23 protein-coding genes and 2 riboswitches are annotated in these 26,015 nt (G+C 70.6%); of the genes, 17 read left to right on the top strand and 6 right to left on the bottom strand.

The annotated features are described in order from the left end of the window. Positions 1–18 precede the first annotated feature (18 nt). On the bottom strand, positions 19–1,125 hold the full coding sequence (locus AB0B58_RS14315; RefSeq protein ID WP_360223030.1) for a citrate synthase 2: 1,107 nt from the start codon (positions 1,123–1,125) through the stop codon (positions 19–21). Positions 1,126–1,341: 216 nt separating this feature from the next. Between AB0B58_RS14315 and pdxH the strand changes: the two genes are divergently transcribed. The 7 genes from pdxH (at position 1,342) to AB0B58_RS14280 (ending at position 7,411) form a co-directional block, all read left to right on the top strand. After that, positions 1,342–1,998 carry a pyridoxamine 5'-phosphate oxidase gene (pdxH, locus tag AB0B58_RS14310; protein ID WP_360223027.1) on the top strand — a complete coding sequence of 219 codons (657 nt, stop codon included), beginning with the start codon at positions 1,342–1,344 and terminating at the stop codon, positions 1,996–1,998. Positions 1,999–2,009: 11 nt separating this feature from the next. Next, positions 2,010–3,317 carry an MFS transporter gene (locus tag AB0B58_RS14305; RefSeq protein ID WP_360223664.1) on the top strand — a complete coding sequence of 436 codons (1,308 nt, stop codon included), beginning with the start codon at positions 2,010–2,012 and terminating at the stop codon, positions 3,315–3,317. A gap of 66 nt (positions 3,318–3,383) precedes the next feature. Further along, on the top strand, positions 3,384–4,313 hold the full coding sequence (locus AB0B58_RS14300; RefSeq protein ID WP_360223024.1) for an aldose 1-epimerase family protein: 930 nt from the start codon (positions 3,384–3,386) through the stop codon (positions 4,311–4,313). A gap of 2 nt (positions 4,314–4,315) precedes the next feature. After that, complete coding sequence (locus AB0B58_RS14295) at positions 4,316–4,951, top strand: nitroreductase family protein (RefSeq protein WP_360223021.1); 636 nt, start codon at positions 4,316–4,318, stop codon at positions 4,949–4,951. 132 nt (positions 4,952–5,083) lie between these two features. Beyond that, positions 5,084–5,380: a type II toxin-antitoxin system VapB family antitoxin gene (locus AB0B58_RS14290; RefSeq protein WP_360223018.1), complete on the top strand. Its 297-nt coding sequence runs from the start codon at positions 5,084–5,086 to the stop codon at positions 5,378–5,380. A 40-nt stretch (positions 5,381–5,420) separates the two neighbouring features. Next, positions 5,421–6,593, top strand: a complete 1,173-nt coding sequence (locus AB0B58_RS14285) for an acyl-CoA dehydrogenase family protein (RefSeq protein ID WP_360223015.1) — start codon at positions 5,421–5,423, stop codon at positions 6,591–6,593. 62 nt (positions 6,594–6,655) lie between these two features. After that, the gene (locus AB0B58_RS14280) at positions 6,656–7,411 is read left to right on the top strand and encodes a DUF4230 domain-containing protein (RefSeq protein WP_360223012.1); all 756 of its coding nucleotides are present in this window, start codon (positions 6,656–6,658) and stop codon (positions 7,409–7,411) included. 60 nt (positions 7,412–7,471) lie between these two features. Here AB0B58_RS14280 and AB0B58_RS14275 read toward each other — a convergent pair whose 3' ends face one another. Further along, complete coding sequence (locus AB0B58_RS14275) at positions 7,472–7,654, bottom strand: PspC domain-containing protein (RefSeq protein ID WP_360223009.1); 183 nt, start codon at positions 7,652–7,654, stop codon at positions 7,472–7,474. 216 nt (positions 7,655–7,870) lie between these two features. Between AB0B58_RS14275 and AB0B58_RS14270 the strand changes: the two genes are divergently transcribed. The 7 genes from AB0B58_RS14270 to AB0B58_RS14240 all read left to right on the top strand — a co-directional run bounded on the left by AB0B58_RS14270 (position 7,871) and on the right by AB0B58_RS14240 (position 18,591). After that, a complete protein-coding gene (locus tag AB0B58_RS14270) occupies positions 7,871–10,045 on the top strand; it encodes a DUF5941 domain-containing protein (RefSeq protein ID WP_360223007.1) in 2,175 nt (724 codons plus the stop codon). Then, complete coding sequence (locus tag AB0B58_RS14265) at positions 10,045–12,219, top strand: bifunctional glycosyltransferase family 2 protein/CDP-glycerol:glycerophosphate glycerophosphotransferase (protein ID WP_360223004.1); 2,175 nt, start codon at positions 10,045–10,047, stop codon at positions 12,217–12,219. Before AB0B58_RS14270 ends, AB0B58_RS14265 begins: the two co-directional genes overlap by 1 nt. Before the next feature lie 213 nt (positions 12,220–12,432). Then, on the top strand, positions 12,433–13,731 hold the full coding sequence (locus AB0B58_RS14260; RefSeq protein WP_360223001.1) for an ABC transporter ATP-binding protein: 1,299 nt from the start codon (positions 12,433–12,435) through the stop codon (positions 13,729–13,731). A 106-nt stretch (positions 13,732–13,837) separates the two neighbouring features. Then, entirely contained in the window at positions 13,838–14,758 is a 921-nt protein-coding gene (locus tag AB0B58_RS14255) for a hypothetical protein (protein WP_360222998.1), read from the top strand. Positions 14,759–14,819: 61 nt separating this feature from the next. After that, positions 14,820–15,356: an ATP-binding protein gene (locus AB0B58_RS14250; protein ID WP_360222995.1), complete on the top strand. Its 537-nt coding sequence runs from the start codon at positions 14,820–14,822 to the stop codon at positions 15,354–15,356. A 90-nt stretch (positions 15,357–15,446) separates the two neighbouring features. Next, positions 15,447–16,184, top strand: a complete 738-nt coding sequence (locus AB0B58_RS14245) for a beta-phosphoglucomutase family hydrolase (protein ID WP_360222992.1) — start codon at positions 15,447–15,449, stop codon at positions 16,182–16,184. 40 nt (positions 16,185–16,224) lie between these two features. Beyond that, a complete protein-coding gene (locus AB0B58_RS14240) occupies positions 16,225–18,591 on the top strand; it encodes a glycoside hydrolase family 65 protein (protein WP_360222989.1) in 2,367 nt (788 codons plus the stop codon). Between the two features lie 65 nt (positions 18,592–18,656). Here AB0B58_RS14240 and AB0B58_RS14235 read toward each other — a convergent pair whose 3' ends face one another. Then, positions 18,657–19,676 carry a hypothetical protein gene (locus AB0B58_RS14235; protein WP_360222986.1) on the bottom strand — a complete coding sequence of 340 codons (1,020 nt, stop codon included), beginning with the start codon at positions 19,674–19,676 and terminating at the stop codon, positions 18,657–18,659. A 3-nt stretch (positions 19,677–19,679) separates the two neighbouring features. Further along, positions 19,680–19,818, bottom strand: a riboswitch (cyclic di-AMP (ydaO/yuaA leader). A gap of 281 nt (positions 19,819–20,099) precedes the next feature. Next, a riboswitch (cyclic di-AMP (ydaO/yuaA leader) is annotated at positions 20,100–20,249 on the top strand. A gap of 3 nt (positions 20,250–20,252) precedes the next feature. Between AB0B58_RS14235 and AB0B58_RS14230 the strand changes: the two genes are divergently transcribed. Then, positions 20,253–21,338 (top strand): hypothetical protein, encoded by a 1,086-nt coding sequence (locus AB0B58_RS14230; RefSeq protein WP_360222983.1) that lies wholly within the window; start codon positions 20,253–20,255, stop codon positions 21,336–21,338. Between the two features lie 18 nt (positions 21,339–21,356). Here the strand turns inward: AB0B58_RS14230 and AB0B58_RS14225 are convergent, their stop codons facing one another. Together AB0B58_RS14225 and AB0B58_RS14220 are read right to left on the bottom strand one after the other, a co-directional pair. After that, a complete protein-coding gene (locus AB0B58_RS14225) occupies positions 21,357–22,142 on the bottom strand; it encodes an ABC transporter ATP-binding protein (protein WP_360222981.1) in 786 nt (261 codons plus the stop codon). Next, entirely contained in the window at positions 22,135–23,031 is an 897-nt protein-coding gene (locus AB0B58_RS14220; RefSeq protein WP_360222978.1) for an ABC transporter permease, read from the bottom strand. Before AB0B58_RS14220 ends, AB0B58_RS14225 begins: the two co-directional genes overlap by 8 nt. A 170-nt stretch (positions 23,032–23,201) precedes the next feature. Between AB0B58_RS14220 and AB0B58_RS14215 the strand changes: the two genes are divergently transcribed. Continuing rightward, entirely contained in the window at positions 23,202–23,807 is a 606-nt protein-coding gene (locus tag AB0B58_RS14215; RefSeq protein ID WP_360222976.1) for a TetR/AcrR family transcriptional regulator, read from the top strand. On the opposite strand, the gene AB0B58_RS14210 is transcribed toward AB0B58_RS14215, so the two are convergent. Continuing rightward, on the bottom strand, positions 23,804–25,237 hold the full coding sequence (locus tag AB0B58_RS14210) for a glycoside hydrolase family 76 protein (protein WP_360222974.1): 1,434 nt from the start codon (positions 25,235–25,237) through the stop codon (positions 23,804–23,806). The two genes, AB0B58_RS14215 and AB0B58_RS14210, sit on opposite strands and share 4 nt — an antisense overlap. A 211-nt stretch (positions 25,238–25,448) precedes the next feature. On the opposite strand from AB0B58_RS14210, the gene AB0B58_RS14205 reads away from it, so the two are divergent. Further along, positions 25,449–26,015: a hypothetical protein gene (locus AB0B58_RS14205; protein WP_360222971.1), complete on the top strand. Its 567-nt coding sequence runs from the start codon at positions 25,449–25,451 to the stop codon at positions 26,013–26,015.

Here is a 26,015-nt window from a genome sequence, read left to right as displayed (position 1 = left end):
CAGCGGGTGGATCAGCCGTTACAGATTATGCGGGACCGCGTCCCAGCCCTCCACTTCCTGGGGCTTGCGTGGTTCCGGTCCCACGTAGAGAGCGCTCGGGCGCACGATGCGACCGAGCTTCTTCTGCTCCAGGATGTGCGCGCTCCAGCCCGCCACCCTGGCGCAGGTGAACATCGAGGTGAACATGTGCGACGGCACCTCGGCGAAGTCGAGCACGACGGCGGACCAGAACTCGACATTGGTCATCAGCACCCGGTCGGGCTTGCGCGCCTGCAGCTCGGCGAGCGCGGCCCGCTCCAGCGCCTCGGCCACCTCGAAGCGCGGCGCGCCGAGCTCCTTGGCCGTGCGCCGCAGCACGCGGGCGCGCGGGTCCTCAGCGCGGTAGACACGGTGGCCGAAGCCCATCAGCCGCTCGCCGCGGTCGAGCACGCCCTTGACGTAGCCCTCCGCGTCGCCGCTGCGCTCGACGCCCTCGATCATGTGCAGCACCCGGGACGGGGCGCCGCCGTGCAGCGGGCCGGAGAGGGCGCCGATGCCGGAGGAGATGCAGGCCGCGGCGTCCGCGCCGGTGGAGGCGACGATGCGGGAGGTGAACGTGGACGCGTTGAGGCCGTGCTCGGCCGCCGAGATGAAGTAGGCGTCCACCGCCTTGACGTGCCGGGGGTCTGGCTCGCCGCGCCAGCGCTTCATGAACCGCTCGACGATCGTCTGCGCCTTGTCGATGTCCTTCTGCGGCACGGCCGGCAGGCCCAGCCCGCGGGCGGCCTGCGCCACGAACGACAGCGCCGTGACCGAGACCCGGGCCAGGTCGGCGCGGGTCTGCTCCTCGTCGATGTCGAGCAGCTGGCCGAGCCCCCAGTACGGCGCCAGCATGGCGACGGCCGACTGCACGTCGACGCGGATGTCGCCGGAGTGCACCGGCACCGGGAACGGCTCGGCCGGCGGCAGCCCGGGGCCGAAACGACCGTCGACGAGCAGCGCCCAGACGTTACCGAAGGACACCTGGCCGATCAGATCCTCGATGTCGACGCCTCGGTAACGCAGCGAACCGCCGGCCTTGTCCGGCTCGGCGATCTGGGTCTCGAATGCGATGACGCCTTCGAGACCCGGCTTGAAATCGGACACGTCACGCCTCCAGAGGACCCGGCCGGACGAAAGCCGTGGGTGTTTCATCTTGCCCGCTGAGTGACCGGCAGGTCGACCCGCGGAGATGTGCTGTCTGCGACACCCATCCTCGCCGACCTGACGCGCCGCCGTCCGGGACTTAGGTTCGTTGGGTCAATGAACCTTTTTCAGCCTGGCATCGGCTGAAAGAGGTTCAATCCTTGCGGAGGAGAGCGTGTGATCCCGGAATCGCCCTCGCCCGCCGGCATGCGGCGCGACTACACCGAGCGCAGCGGGCTGCTCGAGACCGACCTGGCGGCGGACTGGCTCGGCCAGTTCACCCGCTGGTTCAACGAGGCGCAGGCCGCGGGCCTGCCCGAGCCCAACGCGATGATCGTCGCGACCGCCGACGCCGGGGCGCGGCCGAGCGCGCGCACGGTGCTGCTCAAGGAGTACGACGAGCGCGGCTTCGTCTTCTTCACCAACTACCGCTCGCGCAAGGGCGTCGAGGCGCTGTCGAACCCCGTCGCCAGCCTGGTCTTCCCCTGGTTCGGAATGCAGCGCCAGGTGCTTGTCACCGGCGCCGTCGAGCGGGTGGACCGGGCCGAGACCGAGGCCTACTTCGCCACCCGGCCGCGTGGCTCGCAACTCGGCGCCTGGGCCAGCCCGCAGAGCCAGGTGCTGCCGGACCGGGCCGCGGTCGAGGCCGGGCTGGCCGCGGCGATCGAGCGCTTCGGCGCCGAGGGCGAGGTTCCCGCGCCGCCGCACTGGGGCGGGTTGCGGATCGTCCCGGAGACGGTCGAGTTCTGGCAGGGCCGCAGCAGCCGGCTGCACGACCGGCTGCGCTACCGGCGTACGGAAGAGGGCTTCGTGGTGGAACGGCTCGCGCCGTGAGTCAGGAGCCGGTGGAGGCGGCGGCGAAGGTCGCCGAGGAGGCGGCCGGCGGCGGGCACCGGAGCTGGGTCATCGACGTCCGGCCGCTGCGCGGCGCCGCCTACCGGCGGATGTGGATCGGCAACGGCGTCGCGTTCTTCGGCTTCCAGTTCACCGCCGTCGCCGTGCCGGTGGAGATGTACGCGATCACGGACTCGTCAGCCTGGGTCGGCCTGCTCGGCGTCGCGAGCCTCGTACCCTTGTTGATCTTCGGCCTGTGGGGCGGCGCCGCGGCGGACGTGGTCGACCGGCGAAAGCTGCTGCTGGCCAGCTCCACGCTGGCCTGGCTGTCGACCGTCGGCCTGCTCGCACAGGCCGTCGCCGGGCTGCACAGCCCGGCGGTGCTGCTCGCGCTGACCGCCGTGCAGTCGGCCGGCTTCGCGATGAGCTCGCCGGCCCGGCAGGCGATCATCCCGCGGATCGTGCCGGGCGACCTGGTGCCGGCGGCGAACACGCTCGCGTACACGACGACCACGGCGGGCGGCGTCCTCGGGCCGCTGGCCGCGGGCCTGATCTTCGGCGCCTGGTCGACGGACACCGGCGTCACGATCGCGTACGCGGTGGACGTCCTGCTCTTCACCGTCTCGTTCTGGGCCACCTTCCGGCTGCCGGCGATCCCGCCCGTGCACGACGACGGCGCCGCCGAGCGGCCGACGGCCGGCCTGCGCGGCATCGCCGACGGGCTGCGCTTCCTGGTCACCCAGCCGGTCCTGCTGCTGTCGTTCGCGGTGGACATCGTGGCGATGGTGCTGGCCATGCCCCGGGCGCTGTTCCCGGAGATCGCTGAGGACCGCTTCGGCGGCGGCTCGGCGGTGGGCTGGCTCTTCGCCGCGATCGCGATCGGCTCGCTGGTCGGCGGGCTGACGTCGGGCTGGATCGGCCGGGTCCGGCGCCAGGGTGCCGCCCTGGTGATCGCCGTCGTCGGCTGGGGCATCGCGGTCGGCCTGGCCGGCCTCGCGCACTCGCTGTGGCTGATGGTGCTGCTGCTCGCGGTCGGCGGCGCCGCGGACCTGGTCAGCGCGGTGTACCGGCAGTCGATCCTGCAGACCTTCGCGCCGGACCGGATGCGCGGCCGGCTGCAGGGCGTCTTCACCGTTGTGGTGGCCGGCGGTCCCCGCCTCGGCGACCTGCGGGCGGGCGCGACCGCCGACATCGCCGGCCCGACCTTCTCGTGGGCGGGCGGCGGGTTCGCAGCCGCGGGTGTCGCGGTGGTGCTGGCCGCGGCCTTCCCCGCCCTGCTTCGATACCGTCCTCCCGTCGACGCCGAGGTCACCCGATAATGTCAGGGCAATGACCGACGGTATTCCTGTGCCTCACGGCGCCGGGAAGCAGAGCGAGGCGGTGGCGTGAGAAACGTCGTGGCGGCGAAGTCCGGTTTGCAGTGGACCATCGAGGCCGATGGACACCGAGCGGTGATCGCGGAGGTCGGCGGCGTGCTGCGCGGCTACTCCGTGGGCGAGCAGGAGGTCGTGGACGGCTTCGGGCCGGACGAGATCTCGCCCGCCTCGGCCGGCCAGATCCTGGCGCCGTGGCCCAATCGGATCCGCGACGGGCATTACACGTTCGAGGGCACGGCGCACCAGCTGGCGCTGACCGAGCCGGCCCGGCACAACGCGATTCACGGGCTGGCGAACTGGGCACGCTGGCGGCTGGCCGAACAGGCGGACGACACCGTGACGGTCGAGCTCGACCTGCCGCCGCAGATGGGTTACCCCTGGTCGCTGACGCTGCGCACGCGGTGGAGCGTCTCCGCGGACGGGCTGCGCTCCGATCAGGAGGTCGTCAACACCAGCGACGCCAACGCGCCGTGGGGCTTCTCCGTGCATCCGTACCTGCGGCTGTCGGGCGTCGCGGTGGAGGACATCCTGCTGCAGGTGCCCGGACGCAGCCGGGTGCTGACCGACGCCCGGCTGCTGCCGATCGGCGCGGTCAAGGTCGCCGGCAGCGACTACGACTACACCGAGCCGCGCCGCATCGGCGAGGCCGTGCTGGACACGACGTTCGGCGACCTGACCTACGCGGCCGACGGCGGCTCCTCGGTGCGCATCGCCGCGCCGACGGGCGAGCAGTCCGTGACGGTCTGGGGCGACGAGAACTTCCGCTGGTGGCAGATCTTCACCGGGGACACCCTGCACGGCGAGCGCTTCCGCCGGTCGGTGGCGATCGAGCCGATGACGTGCCCGCCGGACGCGTACCGCTCGGGCCGGGACCTGATCGTGCTCGAGCCGGGTCAGACCTGGCGCGCCTCCTGGGGCGTACGGCCCGCGGTCGCCTGATCGTGGAGTTCGACGAGGTTCTCCGCCGCCGCCGGATGGTCCGCACCTACGACCCGGACCGTCCGGTGCCACCGGAGATCGTCGACAAGCTGATCAAGCACGCCCTGCGCGCGCCCTCGGCGGGCTTCTCGCAGGGCTGGGGCTTCCTGGTGCTGCGGGACCGGGCCGACCGTGATCTCTACTGGTCGGTGACGGCCGACCGGGACGACCCCGCGGCGGGCTCGTGGCTGGACCGGATGCGGACCGCGCCGCTGATCATCGTGGCGCTGTCCAACAAGTCGGCATACCTGGACCGGTACGCCCAGGCGGACAAGGGCTGGACCGACCGGGACGAAAAGCGCTGGCCGGTGCCGTACTGGGACATCGACACCGGCTTCGCCGCCCTGCTCATCCACCTGACCGCGGTGAACGAGGAGCTGGCTTCGCTGTTCTTCGGGGTGCCCGCCCAGCGGGTCGGTGCATTCCGGGAGGCTTTCGGCGTTCCGGAGGAATTCACTCCGGTCGGGGTTCTCACGATCGGCTACCCCGCCGCGGATAAGAGGTCACCGTCACTGCGCCGGGGGCATCGCCCGGTGGACGAGGTGGTGCATCATGGCCGGTGGGCCGCGACGGGTACGCCCTCCGCGAGTGACATCTGACGACGGGTGACGACGCCGGAGGCGTGGACCGGTCGCCAGGCGGGCGGCTCGCTAGGCTGGCAGGCGAATCGGCCTGCCCGGTGGGCATCCGGCGGGCATGACGTGCGTGAGGACCGAGGGGAGCGTGCCGTAGTGATCTTCAAAGCGGTACGGGACGGAGCGCCTTACCCCGACCATCACACGACGCTCAAGAAATGGGCGGAGATCCCTCCGCGCCCCATCCGGCTGGCCGACCTGATCACCACCAAGCGCGAGCTCGCGCTGGACAAGCTGCTCGCCGAGGACTCGACGTTCTACGGCGACCTCTTCCCGCACGTGGTGGAGTGGCATGGTGGCCTCTACCTGGAGGACGGGCTGCACCGCGCGCTGCGCGCAGCGCTGCAGCAGCGCAACCAGATCCACGCCAGGGTCCTCGTCATCGACAACTGATCGCTGGTCCTGTCCGGCCGGCAGGGCCTAGGGTCGATCCATGGCCGCTGTCTCCCCGCTCGACCTTCTCGACCTGGACGCCCTGCTGACCGACGAGGAACGCGACGTCCGCGCGCTGGTCCGCCGCGTCGTCGACGACCGGGTCCGCCCCGACGTCGCCGACTGGTACGAGCGCGGCGAGGTGCCCGTCCGCGAGCTCGCCCTCGAGTTCGGCAAGCTCGGGCTGCTCGGCATGCACCTGACCGGCTACGGCTGCGCCGGCGCGTCCGCGGTCGCATACGGGCTGGCCTGCCTCGAGCTGGAGGCCGCCGACTCGGGCGTGCGCTCGCTGGTCTCCGTGCAGGGCTCGCTGGCGATGTACGCCATCTGGAAGTACGGCAGCGAGGAGCAGAAGCAGCGCTGGCTGCCCGGCATGGCCGCGGGCGAGCTGATCGGCTGCTTCGGGCTGACCGAGCCCGACCACGGCTCCGACCCGGGGAACATGGCGACCCGGGCCCGCCGCGACGGCGACGACTGGATCCTGACCGGCGGCAAGATGTGGATCACCAACGCCCCGGTCGCCGACGTCGCCGTGATCTGGGCCCGCGCCGAGGAGGGCGTCGTCGGCTTCGCCGTGCCGACCGCCACCGAGGGCTTCACCGCCCGGGAGGTCAGGCTCAAGCTCTCGCTGCGCGCGTCGTCCACCGGCGAGATCACCCTCGATGACGTCCGGGTGCCCGAGTCGGCCCGGCTACCGGAGGCGCGCGGCCTGAAGGCCCCGCTCTCGTGTCTCACCGAGGCCCGTTTCGGCATCATCTGGGGAGCGCTGGGCGCGGCCCGCGACTGCCTGGACACCGCCATCTCGTACGCGACCAGCCGCGAGCAGTTCGGCCGCCCGATCGCCGGCTTCCAGCTGACCCAGGCGAAGCTCGCGGATATGGCGCTGGAGCTGCAGAAGGGCTACCTGCTGGCGGTGCACCTCGGGCGCCGGTGCGACTCGGTGGGGCTGCGCCCGGAGCAGGTCAGCGTCGGCAAGCTCAACAACGTGCGCGAGGCCATCAAGATCGCTCGCGAGTGCCGCACGATCCTCGGCGCGAACGGCATCAGCGGCGAGTATCCGGTGCTCCGGCACGCCAACAACCTCGAAAGTGTGCTCACTTACGAGGGAACTTCGGAGATCCATCAGCTGGTGGTGGGCCAGCGATTGACCGGTCTCAACGCCTTCGGGGGCTGACCGCGCTGCGAGTGTCGTACCCCTTCCGTACCGTGGGTGTCAGAAGGAGGGGGTGAGCACCGATGGCCAACTCGAGCGAGATCGACGAACCCACCCGGGAGTATCCAGAGGTCGGCGATCAGCCCGCGCCTGGCACCGTGGATCCGGTTCCCGCCGCGGAGCCCCGGCCCGGCATGGGCGGATTCGCCCGCGTTCTCGTGTTCACCGGCGTCGTCTTCGCGCTGATCGTGGCGATGTGCCTCGGTCTGCGCGCGGTCAACGTCCTGCCCGGCTTCGACAACCCGTTCTCCGACCGGACCACCGACCGCAGCCAGCCGGTGCTGCTGCAGTCGATGCGCGATCTGAGCCGCTACGTCGCGGCCGACGGCACCTTCCAGGTCATCGTCGACCTGCAGGAGAACCGGGAGAACGTCCCCGACTTCCTGCTCAGCAAGCGCACGCTCTTCGTCGGCTCCGGCACGGTCGAGGAGTATGTCGACTTCGGCTCGCTCGCCGAGGGTGCGGTCAAGGTCAACAACAACGACAAGTCGGTCACGATCGAGCTGCCCCCGCCGCAGCAGGGTCAGGCCGCCCTCGACATGCAGCGCAGCTACGTCGTCGCCGAGGAGCGCGGCCTGCTCAATCGCATCGGCGATGCCTTCCGCAGCGATCCCGGCCAGCAGCAGCGGGTCTACCAGCTGGCACAGCAGCGCATCACGGAGGCGGCCCGCGGCAGCGGGCTGGATCAGCGTGCCCGGGACAACACCCGGAAGATGCTGCAGGGCCTACTCACCAGCCTTGGCTACACCTCGGTGACCGTCACGTTCGCCAGCCCCTGATCCACGGGCCGGAAAAGGCCCGGCGCCCCGTCCGATGAGGAAGGGGCGCCGGATCGCGGCTCACTCGTTAGGCATCATGATCCAGAGGATCAGGTAGATCAGGAACTGCGGGCCGGGCAGCAGGCAGGACACGACGAAGATCAAGCGCACAACCCCGGAGGACACGCCGAATCGGCGTGCCAGGCCGGAACAGACACCGGCGATCCATCGGTCGCCGCGGGGCCGGGACAGTCGGCGGGTCACGTCACTCACTCCATTCGGTGGCGGCTGCGACCGTGCGCCGCAACCACGTCCAACGGTATGGGCCCGCCGTCGCGCCGCCCTCGATCCCGAGGTGGAGAAGCGCCCTCGCGTTCCCGTAAGGGCTACCCGTACCCCGTGTGAAACCACTGTTAGCATCGGGGCAATTCCGCCCCCGGACGCGTCGTCACCATGGGCGGCTCTGGGAGGGATGTCTCGGTGACGCTCGCCGTGCTGTGCGGGAGCACCGGCAACGACCTCGACCCGGGTGCGGCCCGCCGGCTCGCCGATGAGCTCACCGCGGCCCTGGCCGCGGCCGGGGCCACCGCGGTCGTGCCGGTGGAGGGACTCGACGTCGCGGGGCAGCTGCGCGAGATCGCCAGGATCGCCGCGGACGCGTCGGAACCGGTGCTGTTGTGCGCCGACAATCTCGTGGCCCACCCGAGCCTGCTCTGGACCCTGGCCACCGAGCCGGCCGGCCGCAGCACCGCCCTGGTGATCGCGGAGGCGGGCGGCGACCTGCGCGAGGAGCGCGGACGCCTGGTCGCGGCGGCGGACGGCACGACCCGCTTCCTGGGCGCGATCAGCATCGCCCCGGCCGACCTGCCGATCCTCGCCGCGGCCGCCGCACGCGCGGCCGACCGGGCGCCGGTCGCGCCGGGTGCGGACGGCCACGAGCCGGCCGGGACCGCCTCCGCCCAGGCTTCCCCGGGCGCGGCCGGGAACGCCTCCGCCCAGGCTTCGCCGCGCGCGGCCGGGAATGCCGCCGCCGAGGCTGGTTCCGGCGGCCACCCGCGCGGTGCTCCGGTCGAAGCCACGACCACCGCGGCGGCCGCCGGCCCGGCCGGTGCCGCCCGGCGGGACGCGGTCGACGTGCTGCTGCCGGCGCTGATCGAGGGCGGACTCGTGCCCATCGCCACCCGGGTGCGGCTGTTGCACGCCGAGCGGGTGCACACCACTGCCGAGCTGACCGCCGCCCGCGCCGCGGTCGCCGCCGTCGACGAGGACTCCGCCCTGCTGCGGCTCGCGGTCAAGGAGAAGGACGACTTCTTCACGACCTACGCAGTCAGCACCTGGTCGCCGATGGTCACCAAGTGGTGTGCCCGGCTCGGCCTCAGCCCGAGCGGCGTCACCGCGCTGTCGGTCGTGTTCGCGGTGGCCGCCGCGCTCGCCTTCTGGCAGGCCTCGCGGCCCGCGATGATCGCCGGCGGCGTCCTGCTCTACCTGGGTTTCGTGCTCGACTGCGTGGACGGGCAGCTGGCCCGCTACACGCGTCGCTTCGGTGCCTTCGGCGGCTGGCTCGACACGATGGCCGACCGCGCCAAGGAGTACGCGGTCTACGCCGGCCTGGCCGCCGGCGCCGAGCGGACCGGGCTGCCGTACGCCTGGCCGCTGGCGATCACCGCGATCCTGCTGCAGACGGTCCGGCACATGACCGACACCTGGTACGGGGCGCTGCACGACGAGGCCGCCGCCCGGCAGTCCGCCGGCACCGCGGGCAACACCGCCGCCGGCGGCGGGGTGGGTGCGCGACTCAGCCGGGCGTCCAACCGGGTGCAGGCGGACACCGGCTCGGCCGCGTACTGGCTGAAGCGGATCGTGGTCTTCCCGATCGGGGAGCGGTGGGCGCTCATCGCCGTGCTGGCGGCGTTCGGCAACGGGCGGGTCGCCCTGGCGGCGGTGGTGATCTGGGGACTGCTCGCCGCGGCGTACACGTTGGGCCTGCGCTCCCTGCGTTCGATCTCGATGCGCGTCGGGGTGCTCGACACGGTCGACACCTCCCGGCACCGCGACGACGGCCTGCTGGTCCGCGCCGTCCTGAGCGCGGCGAAGGCCGGCGCACCGCTGGTCGCGACCCTCGTCGCGGCGCTCGCGGCGCTGGTGCTGGTGGTGGGCCTGCTGGCGGGCTGGGTGCCGACCGGAACCCCCGAGGGCCGGTGGGTGAGCGGCGGGCTTCAGGTGGAGCTCATCCGGGCGACCGGCGGTGCCGCGGTCTGGCTCGTGGTGGTCGCGGTGCTGGTGCTCGGCGCCGGGCTGCCGGCCCGGTCCCGGCACGACGGGCCGCTCGACTGGCTGATCCCCGCGGGGCTACGGGCGGCCGAGTACCTGATCGTGGTCGCCGTCGGACTGATCTGCTCGGTGCCGCCCCCAGTTGTTTACCTGTTGTTGTTCGTGCTGGCACTCCGTCACTATGACCTGACCGCCCGGATGGAGAAAGGTGCGCCGGGCGCGTCCGCAGCGAGGGCGTGGCTCGGCTGGGACGGCCGGGTCGTACTGCTCGTGCTGTGTGCGCTGGGCGGGGTCGCCACGATCGGTGAGTTGCTGCTAGCCGTCGTCGTGGGCGGTTCCTTCCTGGCGGGGGCGGTCGGAGACTGGAGATCCGGAGGTTCGTAGTGCCCCTGCTCAGCGTCGTGTTGCCGGTGTACAAGGTGCAGGGTTACCTGCGTCAGTGCCTGGACTCGCTGCTGGCGCAGGCCTTCACGGACTTCGAGGTGGTCGCCGTCGACGACTGCTCACCGGACAACAGCGGCGCCATCCTCGCCGAGTACGCGGAGCGTGACCCGCGGGTCCGGGTCGTCTCGCTCGAGACGAACGCGGGCCTGGGCGGGGCGCGCAACGCCGGCCTCGACCAGGCGATCGGCGACTACGTCTGGTTCGTCGACGGCGACGACTGGCTGGCGCAGGGCGCGCTCACCGCGGTGGCCGGCCGGCTGGCCGACACCGACCCGGACGTGCTGGTCGTGGGCTTCGACCGGGTGTTCTGGGACGGCCGGGTGGCGGTCGCCGGCGCCGGTGCGCTACTCGCCACCGCGCCGCGGACGTTCACGGTCATCGAGTGGCCGCAGGTGCTGAACGTGCTGCACGTGGCCTGGAACAAGATCGTGCGCCGGGATCTGCTGGTCAAGCTCGGCTTCCGCTTCGAGGCGGGTTGGTACGAGGACGTCTCGTACACCTTCCCGATCCTGGCGGCGGCCGAACGGATCAGCGCGCTCGGCCGCACCTGCGTGCACTACCGGCAGCGCAGGACCGGGGCGATCACCCGTACGGTCGGTGACCGGCACTTCGAGATCTTCAAGCACTGGGAGCACGCGCTCGCGCTGGTGGAGGAGTACGCCGAGCGGCCCGAGGCGCTGCGGCCGCTGCTCTTCCAGCGGATGATGTGGCACTACGTGGTCGTGCTGCGCAATCCCGAGCGGATACCGCCGGCCTCACGCCGGAGCTTCTTCGACCGGATCGTCGCGGACTTCCACCGGTACCGGCCGGCGCAGGGTTACCGTCCGCCGCCGGGGCCGATGGGCCTGCGGCTCCGGTTCGTCGAGCGGGGATCCTTCCGGTCGTTCCGGGCGCTGAACCGGGCCGTCGACGTGGTCAAGGCCGTGAACCGGCGGCGGCGGGTGCCGTTGCTGAAGGCGCGGGGGGTCGCCAAGCGGGTGCGGCAGGCCGCGTACCGCGGCTACTACCGGCTCCACCTGCGACTGCCGGTGGACGACCGGCTCGCGCTGTACGCCGCGTACTGGTATCGCGGGGTGACCTGCAACCCGGCGGCGATCTCGCGCAAGGCCGCCGAGCTGGCCCCGGACGTGCGCAACGTCTGGGTCGTGGGCCGGGCCCGCGCCCGTTCCGTCCCGCCGGGCACCGACTATGTGATCGCGGGTTCGCTGCCTTACTACCGCGCGCTGGCCCGGGCCCGCTGGCTGGTCAACAACGTGAACTGGCCGAACTGGGTGGTCAAGCGGGCCGGCGCCACGCACCTGATGACCCACCACGGCACGCCGCTGAAGATGATGGGCCTGGACCAGGTGGATCACCCGGCGGCGGCCAAGGACCCGGACTTCCACGCCCAGATGCGCCGCGCGGACCGCTGGGACTTCAGCATCTCGGCGAACGCGCACACGACGGTCGCCTGGGAGCGGGCGTACCCCTGCCGGTACGAGACCCTCGAGGTCGGCTATCCGCGCAACGACCGGCTGGCGTCCGCGTCGCCGGCCGAGACGGCGGCCGTACGGGCGAAGCTCGGCATCGCACCGTCCGAAAGGGTCGTCCTCTACGCGCCGACGCACCGCGAGTGGCTGCCGCTGGGGCAGCAGGTGCTTGACGTGGAGGCGTTCGCCGACCGGCTGGGACCGGACAGCGTGCTGCTGGTCCGCGCGCACTACTTCTACGTGGCGCCGGACGAGGACGCCCAGTCGCGGCGCGGGCGGGTCGTCGACGTGTCGGCGTACCCGGTGGTCGAGGACCTCTACCTGGCCGCCGACGTGATGATCACCGACTACTCGTCGGCGATGTTCGACTTCGCCGTGCTGGACCGGCCGCTGGTGATCTTCGCGCCGGACTGGGAGGCGTACCGGGAGCTGCGCGGCACCTACTTCGACCTGATGGAACAGCCGCCGGGAGCGGTCGCGACGACGTTCGCGGAACTGGTCGGCGTCTTCGCCGACGGCGCTTACGCGACCGGGGAGGCGGCCGGCCGGCGGGCCCGTTTCCGGGAGCGGTTCTGCTACCTCGACGACGGCCGGGCCGCCGAGCGGGTCGTGCGCCGGGTGTTGCTGGCCGAACCCGCCCCGTAAATCTTCGTGGCGCGGCTACCGGGCCGCCCACCTCCCGCGGATGCCCGTTCGTGCCGCCACCTGCACAGACGGTGCAGTTAGTTGATCTTGCGACGGCCGTGAATGGGTAACCATCCGGTGACTGTGGGCAAATGGCACGTTCACCCGATGGCAGGCATCGATGTGTGTAGTCACGCTAAGCCATCGTCGCAGCTCAAACGCAGGAGGTTGACGGTGTCCACCGTCGCGCTCAAGGACGTCACCAAGGTCTGGCCGCACGGTAGCGTCGCGGTCGACCGGGTCAGCCTGGACGTCGAGGACGGCGAGTTCCTGGTTCTGCTCGGGCCGTCCGGGTGCGGTAAGTCGACAATCCTGCGCATGATCGCCGGGCTCGAGGACCCCACCGCCGGCGCCATCCTGCTCAACGGCGAACCGGTCATGGACCTGGCGCCGCGGGACCGCCGGATCGCCATGGTCTTCCAGGACTTCGCCCTGTACCCGCACATGACCGTCGGCGAGAACATCGGCTTCCCGCTGAAGCTCTCCGGCGTCGAGGCCATGCCGCGCGGCGAGCGGATCGGCGACGTGGCCAGCGCGCTCGGCATCGGCGACGTGCTCTCCCGCAAGCCCGGGCAGCTCTCCGGCGGCCAGCGCCAGCGGGTCGCGATGGGCCGGGCCATCGTGCGCCGACCGGGCCTCTTCCTGATGGACGAACCCCTCTCCAACCTGGACAGCGGCCTGCGCGCCGAGCTGCGTGCGGAGATCACCGGGCTCACCCGCGAACTCGGCGTCACCACCATGTATGTCACCCACGATCAGGCCGAGGCGCTGACCATGGCCGACCGGGTGGCGATCATGCGCAAGGGCGTGCTCCAGGACATCGGCACCCCCACCGAGGTCTACGGCCGCCCGGCGACCCTCTACGTCGCCGCCTTCCTCGGCGCGCCACGGATGAACCTGCTCGAGGCCTCGGTGTACGTGCACCTCGATCGCTACATCGCGCTCAACCTCGGCGAGCAGGCGCTCTACCTGCCGTGGAACGACATCCGGTCGCGGGCGATCGCGCACTACCACGGCGAGCGCATCGTGGTCGGCATGCGGGCCGAGGCGCTGACTCCGGTCGCGCCCGACACCCCGGGCGACGTCCTGCAGGGGCGCATCCGCTACCTCGAGCACCACGGCCACGAGTCGCTGGCGTTCCTGGACATCGGTGCGACCGCCATCGTCGTCGACGAGCTCGCCGGCGTGGTCGCCGAGTCCCCCAGTGAGACCGGCGCCTTCAGGCGGATCGGGGGAGCGCTGCAGCGGCTCGCCGGCCGCGGCGACAAGGCGGTCCTCGAGCGCGACGATCCGGAGAAGACCTCCGTGCTCAGCGACCCCGGCCGGCACCACCGGCGCCCGGCCGAGCTGGCCGTGCGGCTGGCGCCGTACCCGGCCGTCTCGCCGGGGCATCCGCTCGCGATCAGCGTACGGATGGACGCCCTGCACTTCTTCGACGAGCGCGGCGATCGCATCGACGTCGGTTGGCGCTGAAAAGTCTGACATCGCTGCTCACTCGCCTGTTGACGGCATGGCATATCGTTCCGCCCACGTCGGTGCGATGGCGTATCGACGTCGTCGAGGTGAAGGGTGGGCGGACGTGGCGAACGCATCCGGACTACTGGTGATCGAGCGAATACTGCGCGACCGGCAGGGCATCTGGCAGCAGGTGGTGGAGGATCGATCCCTCGCCAGGCTGACCGGCCAGATGCTGATGAGCTCGGTGATCGCACTGGCCTGTTACGGCGCGGTGCTCGGTTCCTTCAACGGCGTGCTGATGGCGCTGACCTCGGCGGCGAAGCTGCCGCTGCTGTTCCTGGTCACCCTCGCCATCTGCCTGCCGACGCTGTACCTGTTCAACCTGGTCTTCGGTGCGCGACTCTCGGTACGGCAGTCGCTGGCGCTGGTCATGGTGGCGTTGACGGTGACCGCGATGCTCGCGGTGGCCTTCGCGCCGATCGCGCTCTTCTTCCTGATCACCGCGCCGGACTACGGCTTCTTCAAGCTGCTCAACGTTTCCATCCTGGCGCTGTCGGCGCTGGTCGGCCTGCGGTTCCTGACCGGCGGCATGCGGGTACTGAACGAGCACGGCCTGCTCTCGCCGGCGAAGCCGGCCGTCGAGCAGCAGCAGGAGGCGCCCGCCGGGGCGCCGGCCGTCCCCGCGGCGCCCGCGGCGGTCCCGGCCAACGGCAGCGGCGGTACCGCCACGCTGACGGCACCGGCACCGGCACCCGTGCAGGCTCCCGCGCAGGCGGTGGTGCCGCCCGGCTACATGCTGACGCCCATCGGCGGGCACCAGCACCAGCGTCCGGGCCGGCCGGCGCCGAAGCCGGCCCAGCCGACGCCGCCCAGCATGACGCTGCTCTACATCTGGATCCTGCTCTTCGGCTTCGTCGGCACCCAGCTGGCGTGGACGCTGCGCCCGTTCTTCGGCAGCCCGGGGATGAAGTTCAGCCTGTACCGCGACATCGACGGCAACTTCTACGCCGAGATCTTCCGGACCCTGTCCAACCTCTTCTGATCCGTTTTCACGGGATCTGTCGGCTGCCACGGAGGCGGTACACAGCGTAGGCTGCTCGGCGGTGGAGGAAACTGTCGACCACGACGTGCTGCGTCCGGCTCCGGGCAGGGAGTCGCCGGACGGCGCACCGGTGCGCAAAGATCCCGATCGATCGAATCCCGGCCAATCGGACGGCGTGCGGTTCACGCTGCTGGACCGCACGTTCGGCCGTGACGAGATCACCGTGGTCCGCCACGAGGTCACGGCGCGGCTGGACCGCGGAGCGCTCAGCGATCGCCTGCACGGCTTCGTGCTGGCGATCAACGAGGTCATCACCAACGCCGTCCTGCACGCCGGCGGTCACGGCCGGATCGTGCTGTGGGGCACCGCCGGGTCGTTGTGGTGCACGGTCACCGACTCCGGACCCGGGATCCCGGAGCGGTTCCGCCATCCGCCTGAGGCGCCGGAGGCATTCGAGGTGGGCGGCCGGGGCATCTGGCTGGCGCACCAACTGTGCGACGAAGTCACGATGGCCACCGGTCCGATTGGGACTACTATCGGACTCCGAATAAACGCGCCCGGTTGTATTACCATGTCTGACCTGGTCAACGGCGCCTAGGCGGGCGGTTGAACACGGCATGAAACGCCGTGGAAATGTCGTCCTGCGCATAGAGGCGTGTTGGCCATCCGGGGCGACTACATTGGTCCAGTGCTCGGACTACCTCCTCAAGTGACGGCCTGCCTTTTCGACCTCGACGGTGTGCTCACACAGACCGCCCTGGTGCATAACGCGGCGTGGAAACAGACCTTCGACGGGTTTCTCCAGGTGTGGTCATCCCGGAACGGGCAGCCGTTCGTGCCGTTCGACTCCGGCGCCGACTACCACCAGTACGTCGACGGTCGGCCGCGCGCCGACGGGGTTCGCACCTTTCTCGCCTCGCGGGGCATCACCCTGCCCGAAGGCGCGCCCGACGACGGTCCCGACGAGGAGACCGTCAACGGCATCGGAAACCGCAAGAACGAGCTCGTCCTGCAGAAGATCCAGGAAGGCGCGGTGCAGGTCTACGCCGGATCCGTCGACTACCTGCACGCCGTCCGGGACGCGGGCCTGCGTCGCGCCGTCGTGTCGGCCAGCGCCAACTGCGCGGACGTGCTGAACGCGGCCGGCATCGCGGACCTGCTCGAGGTGCGTGTGGACGGCGTCACGGCCCGCACGGAACACCTGCCGGGCAAGCCGGCACCGGACACCTTCCTGTACGCCGCCAAGCTGCTCGGGGTGGAACCGGAGAACTGCGCCGTGTTCGAGGACGCCCTGGCCGGAGTGGCCGCCGGCAAGGCCGGCGGGTTCGGCATCGTGATCGGCGTGGACCGGGTCGGCCAGGCCGACGCGCTGCGCGCACACGGCGCTGACCTCGTCGTGCAGGACCTCGCCGAGCTCCTGAAGTAACCCCACACTCTTTCTCCTTTTCAGTGCGAGAGGCACCACCGTGATCCGTGAACGGGCCTACCCCGTCGATCCCTGGCACATCAGGGAGACCCGGCTGGACCTGGACCTGCTGGCTCAGTCCGAGTCCGTCTTCGCCCTGGCCAACGGCCACATCGGCATCCGCGGGAACCTGGACGAGGGTGAGCCGCACGGCCTGCCCGGCACCTACCTGAACTCGTTCTACGAGCTGCGGCCGCTGCCGTACGCCGAGGCGGGCTACGGGTTCCCCGAGTCGGGCCAGACGATGGTCAACGTCACCAACGCCAAGCTCATGCGGCTCCTCGTGGACGACGAGCCGTTCGACGTGCGGTACGGCGAGCTGCGCTCCCACGAGCGCACGCTGGACCTGCGCGCGGGCACCCTCGAGCGGATAGTGGAGTGGGTCTCGCCCTCCGGCCAGGCGATCCGGGTGCGCACCGTCCGGCTGGTGTCGTTCACGCAGCGCTCGGTCGTCGCGTTCCTCTACGAGGTCGAGCCGCTGGACCACCCCGCCCGGCTGATCCTGCAGTCCGAGCTGGTGGCCAACGAGCAGCTCCCGCCGACCAGCAAGGACCCCCGCGTCGCCGCGGTTCTGGATCACCCGCTGCAGGCCGAGGAGCTGCTGGAGCAGCGCACCGGTGGCCTGCTCGTGCACCGGACGAAGGCCAGCGACCTGCGGATGGCCGCGGCGATGGAGCACCTGGTCGAGGCGCCGGGCAAGCACGCCGTCACCACCGAGGGGCACCCGGACTGGCTGCGCACCACGGTGGCCTGCAAGCTCGAGCCGGGGCAGAAGCTGCGCGTCGTCAAGCTGGCCGCGTACGGCTGGTCGAGCAACCGGTCGCTGCCGGCGGTGCGCGACCAGGTCGGCGCCGCCCTCGCCAGCGCCCGGCTGGACGGCTGGGAGGGCCTCGTCGAGGCGCAGCGCGACTATCTCGACGCCTTCTGGGACCACTCCGACGTCAAGGTCGAGGGTGACCCGGAGGTGCAGCAGGCGGTGCGCTTCGGCCTCTTCCACATGCTGCAGGCCGGTGCCCGCGCCGAGCAGCGGCCGATCGGCTCCAAGGGCCTCACCGGCCCCGGCTACGACGGTCACACGTTCTGGGACGCCGAGACGTTCGTGCTGCCGGCCCTGACCTACACCCAGCCGTCCGCGGCCGCGGACGTGCTGCGCTGGCGGCACTCCACGTTGGATCTGGCCCGGGAGCGCGCGCAGACCCTCGGCCTGCAGGGCGCGGCCTTCCCGTGGCGCACCATCCGCGGGCAGGAGTGCTCGGCGTACTGGCCGGCCGGCACGGCCGGCTTCCATATCGGCGCCGACATCGCCGACGCCGTGCGCCGCTACGTCTCGGCCACCGGCGACTACGACTTCGAGCGCGAGGTCGGCCTCGAACTGCTGGTGGAGACCGCCCGGCTGTGGCGTTCACTTGGCCACCACGACCGGCACGGCCGCTTCCACATCGACGGCGTCACGGGCCCCGACGAGTACACGGCCGTGGTGGACGACAACATCTACACCAACCTGATGGCGCAGCAGAACATGTTCGCCGCGGCGGACGCGGCCAAGCGGCATCCCGACCTCGCCCGCAGGCTGGGCGTGGACGGCGAGGAGTCGGCGTCGTGGCGGGACGCGGCGGCATCCGTGCACATCCCGTACGACCGGGAGCTCGGGGTGCACCAGCAGTCGGAGGGCTTCACCCGGCTGCAGGAGTGGGACTTCGAGAACACCCCGCCGGAGGCGTACCCGCTGCTGCTGAACTACCCGTACTTCGACCTGTACCGCAAGCAGGTGGTCAAGCAGGCCGACCTGGTCATGGCGATGTACGTGCGCGGCGACGCCTTCACGCCGGAGGAGAAGGCCCGCAACTTCGCCTACTACGACTCGCGTACCGTGCGGGACTCGTCGCTGTCGGCGTGCATCCAGGCCGTCATGGCGGCGGAGGTTGGTCACCTCGAGCTGGCACACGACTACCTGGGCGAGGCCGCCCTGATGGACCTGCACGACCTGCATCAGAACGCCCGCGACGGCGTGCACGTGGCGTCGCTGGCCGGCTCCTGGATCGCACTGGTGGCGGGACTGGGCGGCATGCGGGACTCGGGCGGACAGCTGTCGTTCGCGCCGCGCCTGCCGAGCCGGATCAACGCCCTGGAGTTCTCGCTGCTCTGGCGCGGCCTGCGGCTGCGGGTGGAGGTGACGGCCGACGAGGTCACCTACTCGTTGCGCAACGGCGGCGGCTCGGCCCGGTTGGACCTCCTGCACCACGGCAAGGAGGTCACGATCACCCAGGTGAAGCCGGTCGTGCTCGGCATCCCGCCGGCGCCGCCGACCGACCTGCCGCCGACCCAGCCGGCCGGTCGTGCCCCGGTCCGCCGGGCCACCGGCAGCTGACCGACCCCGGCAACGAGAAAGCCCCCGTCCTCTCGCAGGGCGGGGGCTTTCTCATGGCTGGAGGATCAGAGCATCGACACGTGTACGTGGTCCGTGTGGTCGCTCGGGCCGGAGTACGACTTCCAGCCGGTCGCGGGGAACCAGATCTGCCTGTTCCAGATGACGTACAGGATGCCGAGCCGGTCGGCGTTGCGGACCAGGAACGCCATCAGGTTGTTGCCGTACTCCCGGGTGTCCCGGTTGTGCCAGGGCGCGAAGCCGCTTTTCTGCAGCGACCAGTCGCAGGCCCGGCCCTTCGGATGCTCGAACGGGCCCCCGTTGCGGTGGCAGCCGACGAACCGCTTGAAGTTCGCCTTCTTCACTTCCTTGTACATGTGGAAGGTCCGCGGGGTGACGCAGCCGCCGGTCGTCGGGTCGTTCACGCTGCACGACTCGGCGCCGAAGTCGCCGTCGGAGTTGCGCGGCGCCGCGGCGGCCACGGGCGAGTTGGCGAGCACGAAACCGCCGGTCACCGTGGTGCCGCCGACCTTCGCCAGGGCGTTCTCCGCCGACTCCTTCTGCTTCTTCATCAGGGCGAGGTTGCGCTGCTGGGCCTTGACCTCCTGGTCGAGGCGGGCCTTGGCCGCGCTGACCTGGTCGATGGCCTGGTAGAGCTCGTGCAGCTTGCCGTCGTTGAGGGCGCTGATCTCCTCGAGCGAGACCGCCTTCTTGAGGAAGCCCCGCGGGCCTTTGGCGTTCAGCAGGAAGCCCATGGTGGAGATGCCACCCCTGCGGTACTGCTGTGCCGCGACCGCGCCGACCTCGGGAAGCAGGGCGTCCCGGCGGGACTCGGCGTTCTTGACCTGGAGGGCCAGGCCGAGCTGCGTCTTGGTCGATTTCGCTACCGCCGACTTCGCCGCGACGAAACGCCGACCCGTGGAGTCGAGAACGTCGTTGAGAAGCGGATCGTCGTCGCCGTCATCGGCTGTCGACGACTTCTTGTCGTCGGGGTCGGCGCTGGCCGGAGCGGCGGGCACGAGAAGCATCGTGACCGCGACGAGCGGTGCCAGGGCGAGGACCAGCCACCGGCGGGGTCTTGCCGTCATTCAGAATCCTTCCGCGTGGCCGCCGACCGGGTTAGCTGACGGGTTCGGGACGGAAGCGATCCCTACCACGGTTAAGTGGATTCACCCCACTACTACGTGTGGTTCCCCGGCTCGCCTCGCGGCGATTAGGCGGTGGGCTGCCGGCACCTTGGGGGCGGTGCCTTCCTTGGCAGCAACCGGCGGCCAGCTTACCTGACATCGGGCCGTCTGCCAGTCTCCGCGAGGGCCAGAAAAGCGTTACCCCACAACGACTTTCCGTTACCTTTCGATGGAATGGCACGGGCCGTTAACCCATGGTGAGACATCGGTGTGAGTCGTTGCATTCCTTTCACGCCAGAATTACGCCGAGTGCTCGCATTGTTGCCCAGAGTGCGACACCTGTCGATTCTTAGCATCGATGGGTAGTGTTCGTCACGGTCTCAGAGCAGACCGCCGCCTAATCGCCGCAAGGCGAGCCGGGGAACCAACCGAGTAATGGGGTGAATCGGGTCCGCGCCGTAAGCGTGGACCGGTAGGGATCGCTTCCGTCCCGAACCCGTCAGCTAACCCGGTCGGCGGCCGACGGAAGGAAAGCACGTGAGGCTCAACCCTGTCCGCCGGCGATTAGCGACCGTGCTCGCGGCGCTCGTCGCCACCTCGGGGCTGGCGCTCGTCGCCCCGTCCCCCGCCTCCGCCGCCCCTCGTCCGCTCGCCGCGCCGGGTGATTCCGGCGACGACGGCGAGGGTGGCTCCAAGTCCCTGGTCCAGCAGCTCGAGGCGGCGTCCCGGGGCTTCGTCGAGGCCAAGGAGGCCCTGGTCCGCTCCAAGAAGCGCCAGCAGCAGTTGATCGACAAGCTCAAGGAGATCGACACCGAGCTCGGCCCCAGGCAGGCGGCGCTGGACGACATCGTCCAGCAGTCGTATCGCGTCGGGCGGCTCGGGCCGATGACCGCCCTGCTCACCGCCGACTCCACCGGCAGCATGCTGGACCGCGCGGAGATCCTCGAGACGGTCGCCGTCAAGCAGGACCGCGCGGTGCGTGACCTCAAGGACTCCCGGAGCCGGCAGGAGCGGGCGAAGACCGCGATCGACGCCGAGATCCGCGACCAGCAGCGCCAGCTCGACATCATGGCCAAGCGCAAGGCGCAGGCGGAGGGCGCGCTCAAGGCGGCCAACGCGGCGAACGGCGTCGACGAATCGTCGAGCGGCGCCGAGTCCAGCGGTGGGGGTTCCAGCGGCGGCGGCAGCAGCCTGAAGGCCGCGGCCGCGCCGCGCAACTCCGACGGCTCGCTGCCGAACCAGTCCTGCAGCGTCAACGACCCGACGACGTCCGGCTGCATCACGGGGCGCACCCTGCACGCGATGAAGGAGGCGCAGAAGGACGGCTTCACCCGCTTCGTCTCGTGCTTCCGCGAGCAGAACAGCGGCGAGCACCCACAGGGCAAGGCCTGCGACTTCGCCGCCGACAAGAAAGGCTTCGGCGGCGTCGCGACCGGCAGCAGCAGGACATACGGCGACAGGCTGTCGAACTACTTCATCAACAACGCCGGCGGGCTCGGCGTGCTCTACGTGATCTGGTTCAAGCGGATCTGGCTGCCCAGCAGCGGCTGGAAGGCGTACTCCCGGGGCAACGGCGACCCCTCGAGTGATCACACCAACCACGTGCATCTGTCGATGCGCTAGCCGGCAGGGGTGCGGGGCCTACCGCTTGACGTAGGCCTCGTACTCCTTCAGCACGTCCTCGGTCCGGCCGTCCGCCCGGATCTGCCCCGACTCGAGCCAGATGCTGCGCTCGCAGGTGTCCCGGATCGACTGCTCGCTGTGGCTGACCAGGAAGACCGTGCCGGCCTCGGCGCGCAGGTCGCGGACCCGCTGCTCGCTGCGCCGGCGGAACTTCGCGTCGCCGGTGGCCAGCGCCTCGTCGATCAGCAGCACGTCGTGCTTCTTCGCCGCCGCGATGGAGAACCGCAGCCGCGCCGACATGCCGGACGAGTAGGTGCGCATCGGCAGCGAGCTGAAGTCGCCGCGCTCGTTGATCCCGGAGAACTCGATGATGTCCTTCACCTGGGACTTCACCTGCGCCGGAGACATGCCCATCGCCAGGCAGCCAAGCACGACGTTCCGCTCGCCCGGCAGGTCGTTCATCAGGGCCGCGTTGACGCCGAGCAGCGACGGCTGCCCGGCCGCGTAGATCGCGCCCCGCTCGACCGGGAGCAGCCCGGCGATCGCCCGCAGCAGGGTCGACTTGCCGGAGCCGTTGGTGCCGATCAGGCCGACGGCCTCGCCCTTGTAGGCGACGAAGCTGACGCCCTTGATCGCGTGCACCTCGCGCAGCGTGGCCGGCTTGGCGCCGGTGACGATCCGCTTGAAGCTCGACAGCGGGCTGCCCGTTCCGGGCGTCGCGGACTGGTGTACCCGGTAGACCACGTGTGCGTCGTCGACGATGACCGTCGGTTCGCGCCGGTCGGTGCTGGAGCCGTCAGCCACGGCCGTACCCCTTCTCTCCGCGCCAGAAGTAGACATAACCACCGAGCCCGACCAGGAGCGTCCAGGCGATCGCCTGGGCCCACAGCAGCGGGGCCGACGCCGACAGCGGGACGTCCTCCATCAGCGCGTGCCGCATGAGGTCGATGAAGATCAGCATCGGGTTCGCCTCGACCACGGCCAGCTTCCAGCCGCTCAGGTGGTCGGAGAAGAGCGTGACCGGGTAGAGCACGGCGGAGCCGTAAAGCCAGATCCGCATGATGAACGGCACCAGCTGCTTGAAGTCGGCGACCTTGGAGCCCAGCCGGGCCGTCGCCATCGCGAGGCCGCCGTTGAAGATCGTCTGGAGCAGGAAGATCGGGAGGATCAGCAGCCACTGCCAGGTGATCGGCTCGCCGGAGACCAGCACGATGGCCATGAGCACGACCATCGAGGCCATCATGTTGCGAATCTCGACCATGGTGATGGCGAGCGGCAGGCTGGCCCGGGGGAAGTGCAGGGCCCGGATCAGGCCCATGTTGGCGCTGATCGCCTGGATGCCGCCCTGCACCACGGATTGGGTGAATCCGAAGATGAAGACGCCGGTGCACAGGTAGGCGATGAAGTTGTCGACGCCTCTCTGTGCGTCCAGGACCACGCCGAAGATCACGTAGTAGACGGCCGCGTTGATCAGCGGTGTCAGCACCTGCCAGAAGACGCCGAGCTTGGTGCGGCCCAGCGTCGAGGAGACCTTGGCGTTCGCGTACGACGCGATGAAGTGCCGGTAGGACCAGAGTTGCCGCGAATAGTCCGGCAGGCTGGGCAGCTTGCCGGCGGCGCTCAGGCCGTGCCTGCGGGCCAGCTCCTTGAGCGTGAGGCCGGTTTCGGAATCGGCGACCGCCGTAGGGGGCATGGGGTGGCGCTCCGATCTGGTCGGTCCGATAGGGGCCGAGGACCTGGTTGATTCGTCCGGGGACACAGGTACAAGTGTGCGCGATGAAACGGCGTCGTATCGACGCTGACCCGAAAGTATCCGAACGAGCGCCGGAACGCAACCGTTGCGTCCTCGCGTATAGTGAGACCGTGGCAACAGCGAAACGTGCACCCGCCGGAGCGGCGGTGCTCCGCGGGGACATCACCGCGGCCATCCGGAATGCGGTAATGAACGAGCTGGCCGAGGTCGGCTACGGGCGGCTCTCCATCGAGGCAGTGGCCCGCCGTGCCGGTGTCGGCAAGACGGCGATCTACCGCCGGTGGAGCAACAAGCTCGAAATGGTACTCGAGATAGTGTCCGCGGTGGCGGAGCGTAGCGTGCCGATGCCCGACACCGGAAGCTTCGCGGGCGATCTGCGACTGCTGATGTTCATCGTCAGCAAGGCCCTGGGGCACCGCATCGCGTCGCAGATCATCCCCGACCTGATGGCCGAGGCGGCGCGCAACCCGAAGATCGCCGAGACGCTGCAGGGTGCGCTGCGCACCCATCAGCAGGCCGTCGGCGAGAAGATCGTCGGCCAGGCCGTCACCCGCGGGGAACTGCCCGCGGGCACCGACGCCGACCTGGCGGTCGATCTGATGCTCGGTCCGCTGTACTGGCGGCTGGCGGTCTCCCGCACCCCGATCGACGACGACTACCTGGAGAAGCTCAGCGCCGCGGTCATCGCCGCGCTCAAGGCCGGCCGGCCGGGCTAGGGGGCCGCGTTCAGCAGGTCGAGCGCGCTGTGCTGGCAGGAGTGGTTCGTGCCCGTGTACGGGCCGGCCCAGTGGCTGCCGTACGCGTCGAAGCCGGTCCGGCTCCTGGCGTACGCGGAATCGGCCTGACGCCGCAGGTAGGCGTCGTAGGGGCGGCCGACCGCGGCGTTCAGCACGCCGAGCCCGCGGACGAACGCGCCCTTGAACGAGACGCCGTCGCCGGCGCACTGGTCGGGCTCGTTGGGTTCGCGCAGGATGCCGCCGCTGTTGAGGTACGTGCTCGTGGTGGCCGCGTCGCCGACCCGGCGGGCGACCGCCAGCGCATTCGCATCCCCGGTCAGCCTGTTGAGCTGGACCAGCGCGTTGATCAGTACGCCCTGGTTGTAGGTCCAGGTGACGTCGCCGTTGTTTCGGCAGGTGCCGAGGTTGACGCCGTCGTTTACCAGGTTCGAGCTGTTGATCATTCCGGTGCTCTGGAACCAGGCCCAGCCGGCCTGTGCGCGCCCGCGGTAGACGCCGTCGCCGCCGATGCGCTGCGACAGGGCCGCGTTGAGCTGGATGTAGAGGCTGTTGGCGATGGCGTTCTTCACGGTCCGGTCGGTGCGCCAGTAGATGCCGCCGCCGCAGCGGGTGTCCCAGTAGCCGAACATGTGGTCCGCGTCGGCCCGGGCGGTGTTCAGGTAGCGGCTGTCGCCGGTGCGGTCGTACGCGGCCACCCAGGCGAGTCCCCACCAGCCGGTGTCGTCGAGGTACTCGTTGCGGAACTGCCCCTGCCGGGCGTTGATCTGCTTGTCGTACGTCGCGGCGATCGCGTAGTCGTAGCTGTGCATGCCGCTGATCCGGCTGTTGTCGATCAGGGCGGTGAGCGCGTTGGCGCCGGTCCACCAGCCGTTGGTGTCGAACAGGCCGGTGCCCTGGTCGAAGCGCATCATCAGCGCGGTGGCCGCGGCCGTGCGCCGGTCCCAGGCGTTCCAGTTGCTCCGGGCCCAGCCGGTGCAGGTGAGCTCGGGGCGGTCGCCGGCCTTGCCGCAGGCGCGCAGCACGCCGACGCGGCGGGCGCCCCAGTCGTCGACGTTGAACATGCCGGTGCGCCAGCCGCCGGCGCCGGCGGGAACCGTCGTGTCGCCGATCCGGCTGTCGCCCTGCCAGGTGCGGCCGCCGTCGAAGGAGCGGTCCAGCCACACCTGGTCGCCGGGCTGTCCGTTCTCGACGGTCGCCCAGATCATCGCGTCGGCGTCGTTGACGTGGACTTTGAACGAGCGGCCGTACAGGACGCCGCTGGTCGCCACCCGGTCGCCGGGGGAGAGCACGGGGTCGCGGCCGTCGCAGTACCGGTTGCAGACGGTGGCCGCCTGAGCGGCCGAAACGGCCTGGAGCTGGAGCAGGACGGTGGCGGTCGCCGTGGCGGCCGCCAGCCACTTGGTACGCATGGGGACACCTCCGTGCCGGGGGATGCACCTGGGGTATCAGTTAATAAAGTACACATATTGTTAACAGTCAATGGCTCGCGGAGGAATTCGCGAGCGGCGCACATGATCGATTGGCTCGCCGGGTCCTACCCGGCCCGGCCGCGCGCCGGCGGCGCGGGTGGTCTTCCACGCCTCCCCTAAGCCATTCATGATCGGGGCCGAAGGTTGGTGCATGCGGTTCATGAAGGTCCTGCTCCCGCTGCTGGCCTTGCCGGTCGCGCTGGGCGGGTGCGGCCTGCTCGGGATGGGCTCGGCGACGCCGGAGGCGTCCGCGACCCCGACACCCGGCGACACCTGGCTCGTCGTGGCCAGCGGCAGCCCCACGCCGAGCCCGAACCCGTCGTTCTCCGGATCGCGGCCGCCCGCGCTACCGCCCGTGTCGTTCCTGCCGGTCGACCCGGCGTGCGCGAAGGACAACAGCATGGTCCGGGAGGGCCAGGCGCTGATTCCGCTCAAGGTGGTGCCCGGCCCCGGCCGGCTGACCGTGACCTGGCCGCGGCAGTACCAATCCGACTACCGGGTCACGGCCGTCAAGCAGCCGCTGGTCTCCGGTCACCAGCCGGAGTACTCCTGGCAGAGCGTCCCGCCCGGCACCGGCTGCACGATCACCGCCACGATCACCGGGCTCAAGAAGGGCACGCCGTACATCGTGTGGCTGGACGCTCCCAACACCGGCTACGAGCGGGACGGCACGCGGCGTCCGTACAGCGGCCGTTCGGGCGTGGTCTTCCCCGGGTGA

The organism is Actinoplanes sp. NPDC049118, from assembly GCF_040648555.1.
In the GTDB taxonomy this organism is placed as follows: Bacteria; Actinomycetota; Actinomycetes; order Mycobacteriales; family Micromonosporaceae; genus Actinoplanes.
The sequence above is the reverse complement of the archived record's forward strand: the minus strand, read 5'-3'. Positions and strand labels throughout refer to the sequence as shown.